The organism is Shewanella sp. AS16 (assembly GCF_021412365.1).
GTDB classification, from domain to species: Bacteria; Pseudomonadota; Gammaproteobacteria; order Enterobacterales; family Shewanellaceae; genus Shewanella; species Shewanella salipaludis.
In genome coordinates this window covers 1-20,938 of the sequence record NZ_JAKCLK010000008.1, presented here as the reverse complement: position 1 = coordinate 20,938, position 20,938 = coordinate 1, and the positions used below count along the sequence as shown (strand labels likewise).

The 20,938-nt window shown below is 55.9% G+C and carries 15 protein-coding genes; 9 read left to right on the top strand and 6 right to left on the bottom strand.

The genetic code is table 11. From position 1 onward, the window contains the following. Nucleotides 1–243: 243 nt before the first annotated feature. Nucleotides 244–2,100: a M2 family metallopeptidase gene (locus LZP73_RS15945; RefSeq protein WP_234235970.1), complete on the bottom strand. Its 1,857-nt coding sequence runs from the start codon at nucleotides 2,098–2,100 to the stop codon at nucleotides 244–246. A gap of 199 nt (nucleotides 2,101–2,299) precedes the next feature. Between LZP73_RS15945 and LZP73_RS15940 the strand changes: the two genes are divergently transcribed. Both LZP73_RS15940 and LZP73_RS15935 read left to right on the top strand, forming a co-directional pair. Next, entirely contained in the window at nucleotides 2,300–2,956 is a 657-nt protein-coding gene (locus LZP73_RS15940; protein WP_169562512.1) for a TetR/AcrR family transcriptional regulator, read from the top strand. Continuing rightward, nucleotides 2,953–5,229, top strand: coding sequence for an acyl-CoA dehydrogenase (locus tag LZP73_RS15935; RefSeq protein ID WP_234235969.1), 2,277 nt, complete (start codon nucleotides 2,953–2,955; stop codon nucleotides 5,227–5,229). The genes LZP73_RS15940 and LZP73_RS15935 overlap by 4 nt, the downstream gene beginning before the upstream one ends. 80 nt (nucleotides 5,230–5,309) lie before the next feature. On the opposite strand, the gene pyk is transcribed toward LZP73_RS15935, so the two are convergent. Continuing rightward, the gene (pyk, locus tag LZP73_RS15930) at nucleotides 5,310–6,749 is read right to left on the bottom strand and encodes a pyruvate kinase (protein WP_169562514.1); all 1,440 of its coding nucleotides are present in this window, start codon (nucleotides 6,747–6,749) and stop codon (nucleotides 5,310–5,312) included. A gap of 183 nt (nucleotides 6,750–6,932) precedes the next feature. Beyond that, the gene (locus tag LZP73_RS15925; protein WP_169562515.1) at nucleotides 6,933–7,787 is read right to left on the bottom strand and encodes a MurR/RpiR family transcriptional regulator; all 855 of its coding nucleotides are present in this window, start codon (nucleotides 7,785–7,787) and stop codon (nucleotides 6,933–6,935) included. 302 nt (nucleotides 7,788–8,089) lie between these two features. Here LZP73_RS15925 and zwf point away from each other — a divergent pair, with 302 nt between their 5' ends. From zwf to LZP73_RS15905, 4 genes are read left to right on the top strand one after another with little or no spacing between them, the layout of a single operon-like run. Next, nucleotides 8,090–9,562: a glucose-6-phosphate dehydrogenase gene (gene zwf, locus LZP73_RS15920; RefSeq protein ID WP_234235968.1), complete on the top strand. Its 1,473-nt coding sequence runs from the start codon at nucleotides 8,090–8,092 to the stop codon at nucleotides 9,560–9,562. A 10-nt stretch (nucleotides 9,563–9,572) separates the two neighbouring features. Further along, the gene (gene pgl, locus LZP73_RS15915) at nucleotides 9,573–10,271 is read left to right on the top strand and encodes a 6-phosphogluconolactonase (protein WP_234235967.1); all 699 of its coding nucleotides are present in this window, start codon (nucleotides 9,573–9,575) and stop codon (nucleotides 10,269–10,271) included. Between the two features lie 9 nt (nucleotides 10,272–10,280). Continuing rightward, the gene (edd, locus tag LZP73_RS15910; protein WP_234235966.1) at nucleotides 10,281–12,107 is read left to right on the top strand and encodes a phosphogluconate dehydratase; all 1,827 of its coding nucleotides are present in this window, start codon (nucleotides 10,281–10,283) and stop codon (nucleotides 12,105–12,107) included. Nucleotides 12,108–12,128: 21 nt separating this feature from the next. Then, nucleotides 12,129–12,770, top strand: coding sequence for a bifunctional 4-hydroxy-2-oxoglutarate aldolase/2-dehydro-3-deoxy-phosphogluconate aldolase (locus LZP73_RS15905; RefSeq protein WP_169562519.1), 642 nt, complete (start codon nucleotides 12,129–12,131; stop codon nucleotides 12,768–12,770). An 83-nt stretch (nucleotides 12,771–12,853) separates the two neighbouring features. Here LZP73_RS15905 and LZP73_RS15900 read toward each other — a convergent pair whose 3' ends face one another. From LZP73_RS15900 to LZP73_RS15890, 3 genes are all read right to left on the bottom strand, one after another. Then, the gene (locus LZP73_RS15900; protein ID WP_234235965.1) at nucleotides 12,854–14,182 is read right to left on the bottom strand and encodes an anti-phage deoxyguanosine triphosphatase; all 1,329 of its coding nucleotides are present in this window, start codon (nucleotides 14,180–14,182) and stop codon (nucleotides 12,854–12,856) included. Between the two features lie 8 nt (nucleotides 14,183–14,190). Then, nucleotides 14,191–14,778: a 5'-deoxynucleotidase gene (gene yfbR / locus LZP73_RS15895; protein WP_169562521.1), complete on the bottom strand. Its 588-nt coding sequence runs from the start codon at nucleotides 14,776–14,778 to the stop codon at nucleotides 14,191–14,193. A gap of 158 nt (nucleotides 14,779–14,936) precedes the next feature. Beyond that, complete coding sequence (locus LZP73_RS15890; protein WP_234235964.1) at nucleotides 14,937–16,151, bottom strand: pyridoxal phosphate-dependent aminotransferase; 1,215 nt, start codon at nucleotides 16,149–16,151, stop codon at nucleotides 14,937–14,939. A gap of 698 nt (nucleotides 16,152–16,849) precedes the next feature. Here LZP73_RS15890 and LZP73_RS15885 point away from each other — a divergent pair. The 3 genes from LZP73_RS15885 to LZP73_RS15875 all read left to right on the top strand — a co-directional run bounded on the left by LZP73_RS15885 (nucleotide 16,850) and on the right by LZP73_RS15875 (nucleotide 20,757). Next, nucleotides 16,850–18,229, top strand: a complete 1,380-nt coding sequence (locus LZP73_RS15885) for a Na+/H+ antiporter NhaC family protein (RefSeq protein ID WP_234235963.1) — start codon at nucleotides 16,850–16,852, stop codon at nucleotides 18,227–18,229. A gap of 692 nt (nucleotides 18,230–18,921) precedes the next feature. After that, nucleotides 18,922–19,893, top strand: coding sequence for a heme-binding protein (locus LZP73_RS15880; RefSeq protein ID WP_234235962.1), 972 nt, complete (start codon nucleotides 18,922–18,924; stop codon nucleotides 19,891–19,893). A 684-nt stretch (nucleotides 19,894–20,577) separates the two neighbouring features. Further along, nucleotides 20,578–20,757 (top strand): hypothetical protein, encoded by a 180-nt coding sequence (locus LZP73_RS15875; RefSeq protein ID WP_234235961.1) that lies wholly within the window; start codon nucleotides 20,578–20,580, stop codon nucleotides 20,755–20,757. The last annotated feature ends 181 nt before the right edge of the window (nucleotides 20,758–20,938 follow it).

Genomic DNA, 20,938 nt, shown 5'->3' with positions numbered 1-20,938 from the left:
GCCTGCTGCGGCTCTGGGCTAAGCTTAAACCTGTCACTGGGCATGGCTTGCCACGACTGCGGCAGGGGGCCTCTATTTGTAACCAAGCCTGCAACCAGAGCCGCAGCCTGAGTCCGTAACCAGAGCCCGTATCTTGAGCCCAAATCCAGGTTTGGCCGCACATAAAAAACGCCCTCTGAGGGCGTTTTGACTATGACAGCCAGCCTGTCGTGACTTCCCGGCCTTAGCCGGCTGGCCGCAGGGCTACCAGCCACATTGACGTTTGGCCTGCTGGTTCTGTGCATCCAACCAGGTCTGCAGCGGCGCGAAGTAGTCCAATACCGCCTCGGCATCCATGCGCTTTTTACCGGTCACAGTGGCCAAGGCTTCGGGCCAGGGCTGACTCTGACCCATTTCCAGCATTTTATTGAGCTTGGCACCTGCGTCCTTATTGCCATAGATGCTGCAGCGATGCACCTGGCCCGTATCGCCGGCAATATCACACAGGGCCCTATGGAACTGAAACTGCAGTATATGGGCCAAGAAATAACGTGTGTAGGGGACGTTGCCCGGCACATGGTACTTGGCCCCGGGGTCGAAGTCTGTCTCGTCGCGGCTAACGGGCGCGCTCACGCCCTGATATTTATTCCTCAGTTCCCACCAGGCCTGGTTGTACTGAGCCGGGCTGATCTCACCGCTGAACACCTTCCAGCGCCATTGATCTATCATCAGGCCGAAGGGCAGGAAGGCTATCTTGTCCAGCGCCTGCTTGAGCAGCAAGCCTATGTCCTTGGAGGCATCGGGCACCTCATCGAGCAGACCTATCTGCTTGAGGTAACTCGGGGTGATGGACAGGGCTATGGTATCGCCTATGGCCTCATGGAAGCCGTCGTTGGCGCTATTCTTGAAAATGAAGGGCTGATCCTTATAGGCGCGCTGATAGAAGTTATGCCCTAGCTCGTGGTGAATGACGCTAAAGTCTTCGGCCGTTTTCTGGATACACATCTTGATACGAAGATCTTCCTCATTGTCCAGATCCCAGGCGGAGGCGTGGCAAACGACGTCCCTGTCTCTGGGTTGCACGAATAGCGAGCGTGTCCAGAAGCTGTCAGGCAGGGCATCGAAGCCCAGGGAGGTGAAGAAGCTTTCCGCCTGCTTGACCATCTTGTGTTCATCATAGCCATGCTCGGCCAGCAGTTGCGTGACGTCATAGCCGGGATCTGCATCCTTGGGGGCGACCATGTCGTAGATATTGCCCCATTGCTGGGCCCACATGTTGCCCAGCAGATGAGCCGGGATAGGGCCCGTCTTGGGCACAGTCTCATCACCGTATCTTGCATTGAGCTCGCCGCGCACATAGCAATGCAGGGATTCGTACAGGGGCTTGACCTGGCCCCAGAGCCTGTCGAGTTCGGCAGAGAAGTCGTCCGGCTGCATATCATATTGACTGCGCCACAATTCGGACAAGTTGGCATAACCCAGTTCCTGAGCCCCTTGATTGGCCAACTCTACCTCACGTTCGAACAGCGGGCGCATGGGCTTGGCTATGTTACGCCAGCCTTGCCAGACCTCGAGCAGTTGCGCCGGATCCCGGGATTCGGCCATGATGCTGGAGAGCTCGGGTTGGGTCAGGCAGCGACCATCGTCGAAGCAATACTTGCCTTTGCCATAGAGGCCATTGAGTTCCGAGCTGATCTTGGCCAGTTCGGCATTCTTCTGCGGATCCAGGGGCGCCGGCAGGACCAGGGCACTGCGGAGGATTTTGAGCTTGCGGGCATTGACAGGGTCCAGTGGCAGCTGAGCGTATTTGGCCGCCTGGGTGGCATATTTTACCGAGCTGGCCGTCAGTTTCTCGCCAACGGCGGCCGACAGGGCGGCGGTATCCTGGGTGATGAAATTGCTGTAGATCCATTCGGCACGGTTGGCTTCGATGGAGAGCTGTGCCAGATCGGCTTCGGCATCCTTGATGAAGCTTAAGGCTTCGGCCTGGTCGACGGGCTTAGCGGCCATGGGCTTGGCCGCCTGTGGCTGCTCGCCACTGTCCCGGTTACAGGCGGTTAAGCCCAGGGCGAGCGCAACCAGCAGCGCCAGCTTGGAAGTGGCTGGGGAAGAGAAGTTCATCAGTGTTCATCCTTGTGGTTTTTGCTGTTGTCCAGTGTAGCCAAGCCTGGGCAGTTTTGTATATTGGCGGCCCGGTATTAGTTGAAATCCACTCATTTTATGGCGGTGAGTCTCAGTTGTTACAGGGATTTTTAGTTTGACTTATGCTGTGGCAATGTTTAATTTAAACGAGTGTTTTAAATCAATTCAAGGGCTGTGAATGGCAAGTCGATCCGATACAAAAACAAGAATACTCGATGCGGCAGAAAAACTGTTCGCCGAGCGGGGCTTCTCCGAGACCTCGCTGCGGCTGATCACCAGCAAGGCTGAAGTCAATCTGGCATCGGTCAATTATCACTTCGGCTCGAAGAAAGAATTGATCCGTGCCGTGCTGGCCCGTTACCTGGATGTCTTCATGCCGGCGGCGGCCAAAGAAATCAGCCGGCTGCACACGGCGCCGAATCAGGCGTCGCTCGATGAGATTTTTTCCGCGCTGGTGGCGCCATTGCTCGAACTCAACAAGTTGCGCGCCGAAGGCACTACTATCTTCCTGCAGCTGCTGGGACGGGGTTACATAGAGAGCCAGGGCCATCTGCGCTGGTTTATCACGACTCACTATGGCGAGCCCTTGGCCAAGTTTGTCAAGGCAGTACAGGCCAGTGTCCCCCATATTCCGTCGGCCGAGATGTTCTGGCGTTTGCATTTCACCTTGGGCACTGTGGTCTTTACCATGGCTTCGGCCGACGCCCTGACCGAAATTGCTGCCGCCGATTTTGGCGAACATAATGATATTGAAGCCGTGATCAGAAAAGTGATCCCCTATATGGCAGCCGGTGTTGCCGTTCCCGTCATCAACAATGAAAAAGGTCTGCTATGAGTATCCTACTGCTTGTATTGTTAGCCATAGTGATAGTGTTTGCCGTACCTGCCGTCAGGATGCAAGTGATCACCCGGCCGGTATTTTCTTTCTTCAAGAAAGTCCTGCCGCCCCTGTCTGACACAGAAAAAGAAGCCATGGAAGCCGGCGATGTCTGGTGGGAAGGGGAGCTGTTTCGCGGCAAACCCAACTGGAATACCCTGCATAGCTATGGCAAGCCGGCGTTAACGGCCGAAGAGAAAGACTTCATCGACAATCAGGTGATGACAGCGCTCACCATGATAGACGATTTCGACATAGTGCATAATCGCAAGGATTTGCCGCCTGAGCTGTGGCAATACTTTAAGGAGCAAGGCTTCTTCGCCCTGATCATCCCCAAGAAGTATGGCGGCAAGGCCTTTTCTGCCTATGCCAACTCGACCATTGTCAGCAAGTTGGCCAGTCGCAGCGTGAGCGCGGCGGTGACCGTCATGGTACCCAACTCGCTCGGCCCTGGGGAGCTGCTGACCCACTATGGCACCACTGAGCAGAAGGAGCGTTGGTTGCCGGCGCTGGCCAAGGGTGATGAAATTCCCTGCTTCGCCCTGACCGGCCCAGAAGCCGGCTCGGACGCAGGCGCCATTCCCGATGTCGGTATCGTGTGCCGCCAGAGCTTCAACGGTGAAGAGGTGCTCGGCCTCAAACTGACCTGGGACAAACGCTATATCACACTGGCCCCGGTGGCGACTGTGCTGGGGTTGGCGTTCCAGATGCAGGATCCCGATGCCTTGTTGGGTGATAAGGTGAATCTGGGCATCACCTGCGCGCTGATCCCCACAGATCACCCGGGAGTCGAGATAGGCCGCAGGCATAATCCCCTCGACATGGCCTTCATGAATGGCACCACCCGGGGTGAGCAAGTCTTCATTCCCCTGGATTGGATCATAGGCGGGCCCCAGTTTGCCGGTAAGGGCTGGCGCATGCTGGTCGAGTGTTTGTCGGCCGGCCGCGGCATTTCCTTGCCGGCGCTGGCGACAGCGTCCGGCCACATGGCAACCAAGACGACGACTGCCTATAGCTATGTGCGTCAGCAGTTTGGTCTCTCCATAGGTCATTTCGAAGGGGTGCAGGAAGCCCTGGCGCGCATCATTGCCAATACCTATCAGCTGGAGGCGGCACGCCGCCTGACCACCACAGGGATAGATCTCAAGGTTAAACCTTCTGTGGTGACCGCCATCGCCAAATACCATATGACGGAACTGGGCCGGGATGTGATCAACGATGCCATGGATATCCAGTCCGGCAAGGGCATTCAATTGGGGCCGAAGAACTATTTGGGCCATCCCTACATGTCCAACCCCATCTCTATTACCGTCGAGGGGGCGAACATACTCACGCGCTCCCTGATGATCTTCGGCCAGGGGGCAACCCGCTGCCACCCTTACGTCTTGCCCGAAATGGAAGCGGCGGCAATGGAAGATAAGGAGCAGGCCGAGGAAAAATTCGATGCGCTGCTGCTGGGCCATATGGGTTATGCCTGTCGTAATGCCTTTTCCGCGCTGGCCAACGCCTTGACCGGCAGCCGCTTCGCTTCGGCCCCTGTATGCGGCGAGACGCGGCAGTATTATAAAGACATGTCGCGGATCTCGGCCGCATTGGCGCTGTTGACCGATATGTCCATGTTGATCATGGGCGGCGATCTCAAGCGCAAGGAAATGCTGTCGGCCCGCATGGGGGACGTGCTGAGCCAGCTGTATCTGGGCTCGGCAACGGTGAAACTGTTCGAAGACAATGGTCGTCAACAGGATGATCTGCCGGCGGTGCGTTATGTCATGACCCAGAGGCTGCACCTGGCGGCCAAGGCCCTGGAAGACACTGTCCGCAACTTCCCCAATCGCCCGGTGGCTTGGTTGTTGAGGGTGCTTATCTTCCCTCTGGGCAACCACTTCAACGCTCCGTCGGATAAGCAAGTGACAGAGTTGGTCCAGGGGATGATGAAACCCGGTCCCGCCAGGGAAAGGCTCACTTTCCTCTGTCCCGACTTTGCCGGTGACACGGGGGGCGTAGCCGAGGTGGAACAGGCTTTCCTGGCCCAGTACGCCAGCAGGGGCCTGCATAAGAAGTTGAAGAAGGCCCAGCGCAGTGGCGCGCTGCCGGCGAAAGTGCCCATGTTGACTTTGTTCGACGCTGCGCTGGAGCAGGCGGTGATCACTGAGGAAGAACATAAACAGTTACTGGCGGCCGATGCCCTGCGCCTGGCGGCCATCCTGGTGGACGATTTCGATAAGTTGTAATCGCCCTAGCTGAGAAACAAAAAAACCACCTCGATTGAGGTGGTTTTTTTATGGCGCGATGCTAGCTGACGAAGCGGCTATCAGGCAACGATCAGCACCTTGCAGGTGTTGGTGCCACCTATGGTTTCCATCACGTCACCCTTGGTCATCAGCACCATGTCGCCGCTCTGCAGGAAACCCGCCTCGGACAGTGAGTCGAGGGCCTTCTGGGCCACTTCCTCGGCCGCATGGACTGTGGTGTCGAAATAGACAGGCATGACACCGCGATAGAGTGCCATCTTGGCCAGGGTCGTCTGGTGGCGGGAGAGGGCGAAAATCGGCAGTGACGAGCTGATGCGTGACATCATGAGTGGCGTCGCGCCCGATTCCGTCAGGGCGATGATCGCCTTGACGCCTTCGAGGTGGTTGGCGGCGTACATGGTCGACATGGCGATGGTTTCTTCCACCGAAGTGAAGCTCTGATCCATTCTATGTTTGGACACCTTGACACTCGGGTGGGCCTCGGCGCCGATGCACACATTGGCCATGGCCTTGACGGTTTCCTCGGGGAAATCACCGGCGGCGGTTTCGGCCGACAGCATCACGGCATCTGTGCCATCGAGTACCGCGTTGGCCACGTCCATCACTTCGGCGCGGGTCGGCATGGGACTGGAGATCATCGACTCCATCATCTGGGTGGCGGTGATCACCGTCTTGTTGAGCTGACGTGAGCGGCTGATGAGCTTCTTCTGTACGGCCACCAGCGCGGCATCGCCTATCTCGACGCCGAGATCGCCACGGGCCACCATGACGGCATCGGATGCCAGGATCACATCGTCCATGGCGGCATCTGTGGCGACAGCTTCGGCGCGTTCCACCTTGGCGACTATCAGCGCCTTGCTGCCGGCAGCCTCGGCCAAGCCGCGGGCGAGATCGAGATCCGCACCGGTACGTGGGAAGGACACGGCCAGGTAATCGACCTGGATCATCGCGGCCGTGAGTATGTCGGCCTTATCTTTCTCGGTCAACGCAGGTGCGGTTAAGCCGCCGCCTTGCTTGTTGATGCCTTTGTTATTGGAGAGCGGACCGGCAACAGTTACCGTGGTAAACACCTTACGACCTTCGACCCGTTCGACCCTGAGTTGCACCCGGCCATCGTCCAGCATCAAGATATCGCCTATCCTGACATCATCGGGTAACTCTTTGTAGTCGATGCCAACCTGAGTCTCATCGCCTTCGCCCTTGGCCAATTCGGCATCGAGAATAAAGGCCTGGCCCAAGTCCAGTTGCACCTTCTTATTGTCTTTGAAGGTGGAAACCCGGATCTTGGGGCCCTGCAGGTCACCCAAAATGGCCACATGCACTCCCAGCTCCTTGGCGATGGCGCGGGTCTGGTTGGCCCTTTGCAGGTGATCTTCCGGTGAGCCGTGGGAAAAATTGAGGCGTACAACATTGGCGCCGGCAGCTATGATGCGGCGTAGATTGTCATCACGATCGGTCGCTGGACCCAAGGTAGTGACGATTTTGGTTCTGCGGAACATGGGATACTCCGTTAGTTTTTAAAATTCTGTTTATATACTAGCAGACAATAGCGCTTTTTGTAGGAAAGTTACAAACAAAATGATCTTCGCGGGCGGGAAATTTTTAGTGCCATGACGGGAAAAATAGTCGAAAAAAAGCGGCTGTCGTCGATGACAGCCGCGCTTTAGTGCCCGGAAAGTGAATTACAGTATCGGATCTTTATTGATGCGGGACTCTTTCAGCACTTCCTTAACCCGTTTGAGGTTGTCCCTGAAACGTGGGCCGCGGCGCAGGGTAAAGCCGGTCGCCAGCACGTCTATGGTCACCAACTGTGCCAGGCGTGAGGCCATCGGCAGGTACATGTCCGTGTCTTCCGGCACTTCCATGGTGACGGGCAGGGTGCACTCCATCGACAGAGGTGAATTGCGCGCCGTGATCCCTATGACGGCGGCGCCGTTTTCTCTCGCCAATCTTGCTATATCAATCAATGATTTAGTTCGACCTGTGTGGGAGATCAACACCACGACGTCACCTTCGTTGCTGTTGATGCAGCTCATGCGCTGCATCAGCACATCATCGAAGCAAATGACGGGGACATTGAAACGGAAAAATTTGTTCTGGGCGTCGTGGGCGACCGAGGCTGAGGCGCCCAGGCCGAAGAAGGAAATCGTCTTAGCTTGAGTCAGAATATCGACGGCTTTGTTTATTGCTGCCGTGTCTAAGCTCTGCCTGGCAGTGTCGAGCGAAGCCATTGAAGATTCGAATATTTTTGTCGTATATGAGTCTGTGGAGTCGTCTTCTTCGACGTGGCGGCTCACATAGGGAGTGCCGTTCGCAAGACTTTGTGCCAGATGTAATTTAAAATCAGGAAAGCCCTTGGTGTCCAGGCGGCGGCAGAAGCGATTCACTGTGGGTTCACTGACATCGGCCATCTTGGCCAGAGTGGCTATGCTGGAATGGATGGCAGTTTGCGGTGACGCCAGGATCACTTCCGCAACTTTGCGTTCTGACTTACTGAAATGGGTGAGGCTTTTTTGAACCTTTTCTAGGGTATTCATACGCATACGTCCGCTGAAATCGAGTTGTTGTTTTATTTATTAATTCGGATTAAACCAAGGCAGTGTAAAAAACACCTGGCCAAAACTGAATGTAGTAACTTTTCTATCTAAGCTTTGACCGGATATCGTAATTTAAGCACAAAAAGCATATCAGATTTATGCCGATAATGCCTAGTTTAGCCCGGCATGAATAATTTCAAATTCTAGATGCATTTAACAATTTCTGTTGTTATATTACAACAAAAGTGTGCTTATCTTCATTGTGATGAGGCTGGGCAGTAATAAAAGGAGAGTTTAAAGCAATGGGCAAAACAACATCGGGAGCCAAAGCTTGTGACTTCGTACTCTTTGGTACCAAGGGTGACCTGGCGCGGCGTAAGTTGTTACCTTCTCTATACCAGCTGGATAAAGCCGGGTTACTCAATGTAGACACCAAGGTCATAGGTGTCGCCAAAGACGAGTTTACCCAGGAAGCGTTCAAAGAGTTAGTGGTGCTTGCTTTAAACACCTTCGTCAAGGAATCTCTCTGCGAAGACACACTCCAACGTTTCCTATCCCGCTGCCATTATATCGGCACCAACTTCACCGAATCAGCCGGTTACAGCGCCTTCCATGAGTTACTCGAGCCATCCAAGCGCGTCATGGTCAATTATTTCGCCACCCCACCTTCGATATTCGGCGACATAGGCCGTTGCCTGCATGAGCAGAATCTCATTCACAGCGATACCCGGGTCGTGCTGGAAAAACCCATAGGCTCGGATCTCGAGTCGTCCAGGGTGATCAACGATCAAGTGTCTGCCTATTTCAGCGAGCGCCAGATATATCGCATCGATCATTACCTGGGTAAGGAGACGGTGCAGAACCTGATCGCATTGCGGTTCGCCAACTCCCTGTTCGCCTCCAAGTGGGATAACCGCACCATAGATCATGTGCAGATCACTGTCGCAGAAGAAGTGGGCATCGAAGGCCGTTGGGGCTATTTCGATAAGGCCGGGCAGATGCGCGACATGATCCAGAACCACCTGCTGCAGGTTCTGACCCTGGTGGCCATGGATCCGCCGGTGAATCTGGATGCCGACAGCATCCGCGATGAGAAGGTCAAAGTGCTCAAGTCGCTGCGTCCCATCACGGCCGACAACGTCTACGAGAATACGGTTCGCGGTCAGTACAGTGCCGGCTTCCTCAAGGGCAGTCCTGTGCCTGGCTACCTGGAAGAAGAGGGCGCCAACACGCAATCCAACACCGAGAGCTTCGTGGCGCTGCGGGTCGACATAGACAACTGGCGCTGGGCCGGGGTGCCTTTCTACCTGCGCAGCGGTAAGCGCATGCCGTTCAAGAGTTCGGAAATTGTGGTGTATTTCAAGAATCCGCCCCATAACCTGTACCGCTCCAGCTACCGCAACCTGCCGCCGAACAAGCTCACCATACGTCTGCAGCCCCATGAAGGGGTCGAGATCCAGATGATGAACAAGGTCCCCGGCCTGGAACAGAAGCAGCGCCTGCAAACCACCAAGCTGGATCTGAGCTTCTCGGATACCTTCAAGAATGAGCGTATCGCCGACGCCTACGAGCGTCTGCTGCTGGAAGCCATGCTGGGCAACCAGGCGTTATTCGTGCGCCGCGATGAAGTGGAGCAAGCCTGGACCTGGGTCGATGGCATCATACAGTCATGGGAAGCCAGCAATGAAAAGCCTAAACCTTATCCTGCCGGCACCTGGGGACCTGTGGCGTCCGTCGCCCTGATCACCAAAGATGGCCGTTCCTGGGATGAGTAAGGAGCCGAACATGCCAAAAGAAACCGTCTTTAAATCTTTCGCCAATCCCGCCGCACTCGAGCAGGATCTGGCCGAGCGGATTGCCCGTCAGCTGCAACACGCGGTCGACGCCCGGGGCAAGGCCAGCCTGGTGGTCTCGGGCGGCTCGACGCCGCTGAAGCTGTTCCAACAGCTGAGCCTCAAGGCCATAGATTGGAGCGACGTCTATATCACCCTCGCCGATGAGCGTTGGGTCGAAGCCGATGCCCAGGATTCCAATGAGCGTTTGGTGCGCGAGCATCTGTTGCAGAACCGAGCCGCCAATGCCAAGTTTCGTGGCTTGAAGAACATGTTTGCCACGCCAGAGCTGGGCTGTGACATGGCCGCCGAGTCCCTGGCCAATTTCCCGCGACCCTTCGATGTGGTGGTGCTGGGCATGGGCAATGACGGCCATACCTGTTCCTGGTTCCCGTGCGCCGCCGAGTTGCAACTGGCGTTGTCGACCCAGGCACTCTGCGCGGCCGTTAACCCAAGCACTGCGCCCCATCCGCGGATCACCCTCTCCAAGAGCGGGATCTTGAATAGCCGGCAGATTTACCTGCACTTGGTGGGGGAGCAAAAACTTGCCGTGTATCGTCAAGCCCTGGAGAGTGACGATGTGAAAGCCATGCCAATCCGAGCCGTACTAGCCCAACACAAGACCCCGGTCGATGTGTTCTGGAGCGCTTAAGGAGTCACAATGCATTCAGTAGTCCAAGCTGTTACCGACAGAATCATAGCCCGCAGCCAGGGTCCCCGTGAACGTTATCTGAAGGCGCTCGGCGATGCCAGAGCCAAGGGTGTACATCGCAGCTCCCTGAGTTGCGGCAACCTGGCCCATGGTTTTGCCGCCTGTAGTCCGGAGGATAAAAACACCCTGCGTCATCTGACCAAGGCCAACATAGGCATAGTCACCGCCTTCAACGACATGTTGTCGGCGCACCAGCCCTACGGCGACTATCCGGCGATCCTCAAGCAGGCCTGCCATGAAGTCGGCAGCGTGGCCCAGGTCGCCGGCGGCGTGCCTGCCATGTGTGACGGGGTGACCCAGGGTCAACCCGGGATGGAGCTGAGCCTGTTGAGCCGCGAGATCATCGCCATGTCGACCGCCATAGGCTTGTCCCACAACATGTTTGATGGCGCCCTGTTGCTGGGGATCTGCGACAAGATAGTCCCCGGACTGCTGATAGGTGCCCTGAGTTTCGGCCACCTGCCCATGCTGTTCGTGCCTGCCGGGCCGATGAGATCCGGTATTCCCAACAAGGAAAAGGCACGGGTGCGGCAGCAATTCGCCCAGGGCAAGGTCGACAGGGCCAAGCTGCTCGAAGCCGAGTCTCAGTCTTACCATAGCGCCGGCACTTGTACCTTCTACGGCACGGCCAATTCCAACCAACTCATGCTGGAAGTCATGGGCCTGCAATTGCCGGGTTCCTCCTTCGTCAATCCGGACGATCCGCTGCGGGCCGCCCTCAACTCTGTGGCCGCCAAACAGGTATGCCGTCTGACCGAGATGGGCAGCCAGTACACCCCAATAGGTGAAGTCGTCAATGAGAAGTCCGTGGTCAACGGCATAGTGGCGCTGCTGGCCACCGGCGGCTCTACCAACCTGACCATGCATATCGTCGCCGCCGCGCGCGCCGCCGGTATCCTGGTCAACTGGGATGATTTCTCCGAATTGTCCGATGCCGTGCCTCTGCTGGCGCGGGTCTACCCCAATGGTCAGGCCGATATCAATCACTTCCACGCCGCCGGTGGCATGGCCTTCCTGATCAAGGAATTGCTCGATGCCGGCCTGTTGCATGAAGATGTCAACACAGTGGCAGGCATGGGCCTGAGGCGCTACACCCAGGAGCCGAGATTGCTCGACGGGGAACTGCGCTGGGTCGATGGTCCGACACAGAGCCTGGATACCGACGTCTTGACCGGCGTCGCCGCGCCATTCCAGAGCAACGGCGGTCTCAAACTGCTCAAGGGTAACCTGGGCAGGGCGGTGATCAAGGTGTCTGCGGTACAGGAAAAACATAGGATTGTCGAAGCGCCGGCGCTAGTGATAGACGATCAGAATAAACTCGATGCCCTGTTCAAGGCCGGTGCCCTGGACAGAGACTGTGTGGTGGTGGTCAAGGGCCAAGGGCCGAAGGCCAACGGCATGCCAGAACTGCATAAACTGACCCCCATGCTCGGCAGTCAACAGGACAAGGGCTTCAAGGTTGCCTTGTTGACCGATGGCCGCATGTCCGGTGCCTCGGGCAAGGTGCCTGCGGCCATACATTTGACTCCCGAAGCGCTGGATGGCGGCTTGATCGCCAAGGTCAGGGACGGCGACATGGTCAGGGTCAATGCCATGACTGGCGAACTGACACTCCTGGTGTCCGAAGCCGAACTGGCGACCCGTGAGGCCGAAGCTGTCGACCTGCATCACTCCCGCTACGGCATGGGCCGCGAGTTGTTCGGTGCGCTCAGGGCGAACCTTAGCAGTCCTGAGACGGGTGCACGAAGCACCAGTGCCATCGACGAACTTTACTAATTATTAAGGAAGAATGACGCAATGTTTGAGAATAACTGGTCTTTGCAGCCACAAGATATTTTTAATCGCAGCCCTATTGTTCCTGTCATGGTTATCAATAAGATAGAGCATGCTGTGCCGCTGGCCAAGGCCCTGGTTGCCGGCGGGATCAGCGTCCTGGAAGTGACCCTGCGCACCCCCTGTGCCCTGGAAGCCATCACCAAGATAGCCAAGGAAGTGCCCGAGGCCCTGGTGGGCGCCGGCACTGTGTTGAATGAGGCGCAACTGGCGCAGGCGGTTGCCGCCGGTGCCCAGTTCATCATCACCCCTGGGGCGACCACAGAGCTGCTGAAGGCGGCGATGAAGGGCACTGTGCCTTTGATCCCCGGCGTCGCCAGCATCTCAGAGGTGATGACAGCCATGGAGCTTGGGTATCGCAACTTCAAGTTTTTCCCGGCTGAAGCCTCCGGCGGTGTCGATGCGCTCAAGGCGTTCTCGGGTCCCCTGGCGGACATACGTTTCTGTCCGACCGGCGGCATCACCCCGAGCAGCTACAAGGATTATCTGGCGCTGAAGAATGTCGATTGCATCGGTGGCAGCTGGATAGCCCCAACGGATGCGATGGAGCAGGGCGACTGGGACAGGATCACCCGCCTATGCAAGGAAGCCATCGAAGGGCTCTGAGCTTTCGATACACAGGGCTTTAGAGCCAATGAAAAAGCCACCCATGGGTGGCTTTTTTTTTGCCGCCGGCTTGAGTCCGGTGGCTAAAGCTCCCGGCTCAGGTCTATGATAACGCCGGATTTGGGGCTGAAGAGCTGTTGATGCAGCCGGCCGGCAAACTCATCCGTCATGCCGGAAATATAATCTGCTATCACCCTATGCCCATTCAAGCCAGCTTCCTGGCCTTCCCGCCAGCGCTCCTGGGTATTGAGCGGCAACAGGCGTTCGGGATCCGAAGCGAAGGCCTCGAACAACTCCATCACCAGCTGCTGCCCCTTGTATTCGAGCATCTGGATTTCCGGCTTACGGATCACGTACTTAAACACGAATAGTTTCAACACCTGCAGCGCCTCGGCAAAGGCCGGCGCCAGACAGGCGTTGCAGCGCAGCAGAGGCTCGTTGAACTCGGTATTTTCGACCACGGAAATGGCGGTCACGAAGCCATTGACCAGTGTGCCTATGGCATCTTTTCTCAGGTGATGTTGATGGGAGAATAACTTGTCCCCTATGGCGGCAAATTCCTTGCTGATCCACGCATCCTGGCTGAGCGCCAACACTTGGGCCACATCCTGCTGCCAGCGTCCGGCACTGACGATTCCCATGACTATGGCATCCTCCAGATCGTGGACCGCGTAGGCTATGTCATCGGCCAGCTCCATGATGGAGCAATCGAAGGAAATGAAGCGGGTGCGGTGATGACTCTGGGTGTCATAGTGGCTCTGGAATAACATCTTGTCGTCGAGCGACAGGGGCTCCAGTACCCAATCGAGAATGTCGCGATCGTCGTCGAAAATACCCTTAACCGGCGGCCATTGTGCGGGTTTTAGCTGCCTATGATTGGTGATGGCGGCGGTATCCCCCGGGATATGCAGCTGGGAATAGGGCGCCGGATACTTGAGAATGCCCAGCAGGGTACGGCGGCAGAGGTTCATGCCATAGTCCAGGGTATAGGGCTCCAGCCGGGTCAAGATCCTGAAGGTCTGGCCGTTGCCTTCGAAGCCGCCGTGCAGGCGCATCATGTAATTGAGGGCGATCTCGCCGCCGTGGCCGAAAGGCGGGTGACCTATGTCGTGGGCCAGACAGAGGGATTCCAGCAGGCTCATGGAGCCGAGCAGATGCCTGTGTTGGGGGAATTTCTGTTTCAGTTGGGCGGCTATGCCTGTGCCTATCTGTGACACCTCCAGCGAATGGGTCAGGCGGGTGCGATAGAAGTCATTCATGCCGACACCCAGCACCTGAGTCTTGGCTTGCAGGCGCCGGAAAGCGGCGGAATGCAAGATCCTGGCTCTGTCTCTCTGGTAAGGGCTGCGGTGATCGTCCCGCCTGTGTTTATCCTCGCCTAAGCGGCGTTCCTGCCACACTGGTGTTGTCATAGCCATCCTTAAAACATCTTGTTGATATCGTCGAGATTGAGTTTAAAGCTGGGGATGAAGCAATCGATGAAATACCTTACCGCAGGTTCAGGGTTGGTTTCCAGCATGGCTTCCAGGCGCTTGCGGGCGGTATTGAACTCACTATTCCCGGCGCGATTCTCTTCCAGGCACTTGAGGTAGGCACATAGGGTATCGGCCGACTTGACCAGCGTCTTGTAGACGGGATCGGCCGCCTGGCTGTCGAACAGGCTGCGATAGTCGTCCTTGAACTCCTCCGGCACCATCTCCAGCATGCGCTGCTCGGCGATGGCCTCGATCTTCTTGTATTCGGCTTCGATCTCTTTATTGAAGTACTTCACAGGCGTAGGCAGATCGCCCGTGAGAATTTCACTGGCATCGTGAAATATGGCCATGGTAGCGGCCTGATTTGGGTCCAGTGAGGTATTGAATTTCTTATTGCTGATGATCGCCAGCGCATGGGCCACCATGGCGACCTGCAACGAATGCTCCTGCACATTCTCGGGGCGAACGTTATACATCAGCGGCCAGCGTTGGATAAGTTTCATTCTGGCCAGATGGGCGAACAGGTGACTCATAAACATACTTCCCTAATTTAGCCTTTGCCTTGCTACCTTAGCACAGGGCCGGGGGGCGGCGGCAAATATTCCAGACAAAAAAAGCGACCCTGGGGTCGCTGTTGAACATCTTTTTAAGCCTGCTATATGAAGAGCTTACAAAATAGCGCCGGCGTGGGCTACTGGCGATAATCGGTTAGGAAGTCGCCGAACTCGGACAGTGCCCTGGTGAGATCTTCCTTATGGGGAAGAAACACCACCCGGAAGTGATCCGGCTCTGGCCAGTTGAATGCCGTGCCTTGGACCAGCAGGATCTTCTTCTCCCTGAGCAAGTCCAGCACCAGACGTTCATCGTCACGTATGTTGAACTTCTTCATGTCCAGCTTGGGGAAAGCATAGAGCGCCCCCTTGGGCTTGGTGACGCTGACACCTGGGATCTGATTGAGCAGCTCATAGCAGGCATCGCGCTGCACCGTTAGACGGCCATTGGGCAGCAGCAGCTCCTTGATGCTCTGATAGCCCCCGAGTGCGGTCTGGATCGCGTGCTGATTGGGCACATTGGCACACAGGCGCATGGAGGCCAGCATCTCCAGGCCTTCTATATAACTCTTGGCCGCCTTCAGATTCCCCGAGAGCATCATCCAACCCACCCTGAAGCCCGCCGCCCTATAGGTCTTGGACAGGCCGTTGAAGGTCACGGTCAAGATGTCGTCCGCCAGGCTGGCAGCCGGGATATGGCTGGCCTCATCGTAGAGGATCTTGTCGTAAATCTCGTCGGCAAACAGGATCAGCTGGTGCTGACGGCATAACTCGACGATTTGCAGCAGCAGTTCCCTGCTGTAAACCGCACCCGTGGGGTTATTGGGGTTGATCAGCACTATGCCGCGGGTACGGGAACTGAGCTTGCGCTTGATGTCATCCAGATCCGGAAACCAATCAGCCTCTTCATCGCAACGATAGTGCACCGCCTTGCCGCCGGCGAGGTTGGCCGCCGCGGTCCACAGGGGGTAATCGGGCGAGGGGATGAGGATCTCATCGTCGGTATTGAGCAGGCCCTGCATGGCCATGACGATAAGTTCGGACACCCCATTGCCTATGTAGATGTCTTCGATGTCGACCCCGAAGATCCCTTGGGCCTGATAATGTTGCACTATGGCCTTGCGGGCCGAGAACAGCCCCTTGGACTCGCAGTATCCCTGGGCACTGGGCAGGTTGAGGATAACATCCCTGACTATCTCTTCCGGGGCTTCGAAACCGAAGGGCGCCGGGTTGCCTATGTTGAGCTTGAGGATGCGGTGACCTTCGTCTTCCAGGCGTCTGGCTTCCTTATGTACCGGCCCCCGAATGTCGTAACAGACTGAATCTAATTTATTCGATTTAATGATAGGCCGCATCTATACCTCAAAATACGCTGGAAGAGTGAAACATAAGTTAGCGAACCATATCGAAATTACCCAGGATAAGGAAGGCCCGGCGGCGTTAAAACACCACTTTTTTTCAAACGGTTCCAGCTTATTCCTCTTTTCAGTGCCGTTATTTATTCATCATTTAGGTTTTTGTCTTGTTTTTAGCCTTGCTTTCGATGTTTTGCTCTTGGGTTTTATCTCTGTCATAGCGTGAACTGCGGCTATTGGCTTCCCGGGGCCAAGGGCCGGGTTGCTCCGGCAGATGACTCAAACAGCATGCTCCAACAGGGAAGCGGCATCCAGGCGGGAAGCTTGGCCGAATGGCCCGGGGAACCGCGGGGATGCTTAGCCGGATTTAGCTGGATAGAGTGCATGAATATTTGCTGAGCCCCAGGCTCAGCTTTGCAAATGTGCCAGATAGCCGTATAGAAAACAGTGTTATAGCCACTTCGCTTATGTTCGGGCAGAAATTTTTGGTTGAATGTTAATTTAAGGTTGACTCACTATTGGATGCGCTTTATTTTCAGCGCCGATGTTTTGGCGCGACGCCGGCATAAGCCAGAGTCAATCCTGGTAGAGATGCTCTATGTCAATAATAAAACAGCAGTAGGGTGTGTTGCCGCCATGGGTAGCAGACACCTTTCTCATTTTTGCCTGGATAGGCTATTTATAGAGGACCTGAATGCATGTCTGAAGCGACTGCCTTGAGTCTGGTTCCACCTCTGGTGGTTCTGGTGTTAGCCATCTGGCTGCGCCGCCCGATACTTTCCCTCATCATAGGCGCGATAGCCGGCTTGTTGCTGCTCGACGCGAGCCAGGTGCTGAACAACTTTGCCGCGGCCTCGCTCAAGGTGATGGCCGACGAGACCATAGGCTGGCTCATCCTGGTCTGTGGCAGTTTCGGTGCCCTGATCGCGCTGCTGGTGCGTACCGGTGGCGCGCTGGCTTTCGGCCGCAATGCCTTGGCCCTGGCCAAGGGGCCCAAGTCTTCGTTGTTCATGACCTTTGTCCTCGGGATAGTGATCTTTATCGATGATTATCTCAATGCCCTGACCGTGGGTGAGACCATGAAGCGGGTGACGGATAAGTTCAAGATCTCCCGCGAGATGCTGGCCTATGTGGTGGACTCTACCGCGGCGCCGGTGTGCGTACTCGTGCCCCTGTCGACCTGGGCGGTATTTTTCGGTGGCCTGCTGGTGGACAATGGTGTCGCCGCCGAAGGCCAGGGCATTGCCGTCTACATGCAGGCGATCCCCTATATGCTTTACGCCTGGCTGGCCGTCGGCATGGTGCTGTTGGTGGTGCTTGGCATAGTGCCGGCGCTGGGGCCGATGAAGAAGGCCCAGCAGCTGGCGGCCCAGGGGATCCCCGCCTTGGAGTCGGACTCGGAACAGGTGCAGACCCCGGACGATTATGGGGTCAAAGCCATAGAGGAAGAGTTCGAACATGCGGATCATCAGGGTAAATTGCATAATTTCCTGGTGCCCATAGTGCTCCTGGTCGGTTTTACCGTGTATTTCGATATCGATGTGTGGAAGGGGCTGTTGGCGACACTGGTCATCACCTTGCCATACTATGGCGTGCAGCGGCTGATGCCGCTGGCGGAAATGATGGAGCAGATGATCGACGGCTTCAAGAGCATGCTGCCAGCCATAGGCACAGTGATCGCCGCGTTTATCTTCAAGGAGGTATGCGATCAGCTGTTATTGCCCCAATATGTGATCGAGTCCCTCAGCCCCTTCATGACCCCCAAGCTGCTGCCGGCTGTGGTCTTCCTGGCGATGGCGATCCTGGCATTTGCCACGGGATCCAGCTGGGGCATCTTCGCCGTGACCATACCCATAGTCATGCCACTGGCGCAGTCGGTCGGCGCCGATATCCCCTTGGTGATTGGCGCCTTGCTGTCGGCTTCCTCCTTTGGCAGCCAGGCCTGTTTCTACTCGGACTCGACCGTGTTGGCCGCTCAGGGTTCGGGCTGTAACTTGATGAGTCATGCTGTGACGCAATTGCCCTATACCTTGATCGCCGCGGCTCTGGCCTTCTTAGGTTTTATCCTCATCGCCTGAGGATGTTCCGGCGACGCCTGCTGGCCATGGAAGGCCGCAGGAATGACTGCCAGAATGACAGCAGGAAATGCCAATGGCGGCCTGCAGTCGCCAATGGTCATGGGCGTTATGTCTCCATTGCAGTGCGCCCAGCTCCTGCCTTCTACCTCCAAACTCTTAACTCCGAACTCTTAACTCCGAACATCAACTATTGAACGTCGAAGTGCCGCAGGGGCTATGCAGTAGAGGCTTGCCTTTCGGCCATGGGTCATGACGGCCTTCGCTATCTCCCTCCCATACCTCTCCGTTATTCATCCCGGGTTGGTGTTTTTCGCTGCCTAGCTGCCCAGCTACTAGTTGCCGAGTTGCGACGAGTAGTGAAACTCAGCCGGCGGCCCTGTGCAGGACAGCAGCCGTAATGAAATATTAATCACCTTGGAAATCAAATTATTAGCCAGGACTGCGGGTTTTGTGCCGCCTGGATCCTGGCGAGGCAGATTTCGACTGCTATATTAAGCGCTTGTATCCATTCAAAAACGGAGCGTGTCGGTTCATTCAACATCCTTGCCGGGAGCTTCCTTAGGGGCATCTTGCCCGGGGGAGCGAGTGCCGCTTAGTCATGCAGGCTCTGGTCGTGGGTCACACCATGGCCGGCTCCTATGCCTGGCTCGGCTAACCTTTCTTACGTCGATCTGAAATAAAGGGAATTAACCATGAAAAAATTCGATATCAATGAGTTTCAGCGCCTCAGCGGTGCATCGAGCAAACGCCTGCGTCACGATCCCGGTCAGGCGTTGTTGGAGAAAACCCCGTCGGCCAGCCTGACCCCTGAGCAGCAAACTACCCAGTTTTTCAACGATCTGCAAGGCGACTGGTTCGGCAACAAGGGGTGGAACATCATAGCAGTGCCGTCCCAGGGCTCGACCCCGATCAGCAAGGGCGACTTTAAACTTCTGGTCGCCCCCTACGCTGAAACTCTCAGCTTCATCGATGCCGGCGCCCCGGCGCGCAACCGCGGCGGCAGCGTAGATCAGTTTGTTGCTGCATTGAAATACCAGCAGAGGGTGTTCAACCGCGACACAGGCGAGGGGTTGCACGTCGAAAACGGCATGTTTATGAACCTGTCCGAAATCGTCAACAACAATAATCAGAACCAACCCTTACCCGAATACAGTGTCGCTCGCAGTGGCACCATACCCCACGGGGATTCGATCATGCTGCTCAGCAAGCTGCCGCTTACCGAGGCTGGGGCACCGGATATCCCGGATATTTCCACCTTGCCACCTGATATCGGCTCACCTGCTCCCCTGGGTTACCTGGATCCTTATTTGGTGCCGAACCCTGAGATCAACGTCAGCAACCCGAATGCCAACCTGAGAAGGGATCTCGAACTGCAGGCAGGCGAAGGCTTTGAGATATTGCAGACCCAGACCCTGATATTGGACTCGGACAACGCAGGGGCCATCAACAACATTCCCTTTATCGTGCACCACGCCAATGCAACCCGGATGCAGGCGGTGTTCTGGCTCGAAAAGGTGCGCAACAACAACACGGGCCAGGAGTTCGATCAGCTGCAATATACCCAGATCATCGACTTGGCGTTCCACCTCAAGTTTGGTCAGGATGATCCGACCAATCTCATCACCTGGCCCCATGTCACCATCAATACTATGGTCAAACAATAGGAGCCGGGGAGGGCTGACAAGAGTGCGGTGCCTGGGTATCAAACCCAGGCAACCGCCTCTGTACTCAGTGCAACAACGTCCTGTTAATCGCAGTTTCGCTCATTAAACAACTCGCTACTGTTATGATGATCTCAACCAATCACCTGCGGTGAGCTTTCGCACTGTTACACCAGTGACTCGCCGTGGATACATCCCTGTAGTCTCGACGGCGACATCCATGTCGCCAACGGTCACTGGCGCAACAGTGCCTGTTTTGGTTTCCCACTTTGGCAACTGAGTTTGGACAATGTCATGCCAGTCCTATGTTCACTGCGCACGCTTTGCCCTTAACCGATAAATAAAGCGCTTGATGAAATTCATAAATACCAGTAGCTTAGCTAAAGAGCCATGGAAGATAACAGGCGCAGTGCAGGCCGCCACGCTTTGCACTAGTCTGAGATGATAAAGGCGCAAGCGCGTTAGACAAACGTTATGCACTGAACGGGAGGTTTAGTGGACCATCATATTAAAGCGAATCTTTACCCTTGTGCTCACTGTTGCGAAACTGGGGCATGCACTACAGGAAAAGATGGAAAGTCTTGCCTGGCTTGCATAAAAGCCAGCGAACTAAGGGGTAAGGAGCTGTATGGAATAATCTGCGGAACATGCAATGGTCTGGGTCAGGCAGAACCCCGGACAGAACGGATGAACAAACGTATAAAGCCGCTGCTAGCTGTCGCTATCATATTTTCATTACTCGGCGGTGTTTTCGTGTCAGCTATACTTGGTAGTCCCTATTTCTCAGAAATTTTGGCTTTTAGCGCCACGCTGTTGGGGAGTATCGTGACTTATTACTTTTCGATGCAGCAGGGTAAAAATGCATAACCAAGTGCACCAATTCACGACGGCCTTCGCCTGCGTCGCTCGCCGTAATGCATTGCGTTGATATGATTCCTTTTGTCAAATAGGCAAATAGTGTCCTTACCGGAAACCCAAAAAATTTCCGGTAAGGACACTCTGACAGTAGGCTTTGGCCAGTAAGTGTCGGCGGTTGACCTTGCTGATA